The sequence below is a fragment of the Mesorhizobium sp. M8A.F.Ca.ET.181.01.1.1 genome (assembly GCF_004792025.1).
Classification (GTDB): domain Bacteria; phylum Pseudomonadota; class Alphaproteobacteria; order Rhizobiales; family Rhizobiaceae; genus Mesorhizobium.
Genome location: NZ_SRTV01000227.1, coordinates 1 through 305 on the forward strand (window position 1 = coordinate 1; position 305 = coordinate 305).

Annotated in this window: 1 protein-coding gene; it reads left to right on the top strand. The window is 61.3% G+C overall.

Translation table 11 applies throughout. The features are described 5' to 3' along the window. On the top strand, positions 1–305 hold a 305-nt coding region (locus EN824_RS34380; RefSeq protein ID WP_135933223.1), incomplete at both ends, for an acyltransferase.

The following is a 305-nucleotide window of genomic DNA, read 5'->3' on the forward strand; positions in this document are numbered from 1 at the left end:
GTCGGTGGCATGTGCTTTCTGGCCGGTGGCGGTGGAATTCAGATGGAGGACTTCTCGGGGCTGTCGCAGGGCGTCCGAGTCTATAGCACATCGGACGATTACTCCGGGGCGGCGCTTACGAATCCGACGGTTCCGCGTGAGTATCTGAACATGAAGATCGCGCCCGTCCGCCTCGGACGGCATGTCATTGTGGGCTCGGGCAGCGTGATTCTGCCCGGTTGCGTCCTGGGCGAAGGAGTATCAGTTGGTGCGATGTCCCTAGTCACGAAGAATCTGGAGCCGTGGGGCGTGTACTTCGGTTCCCC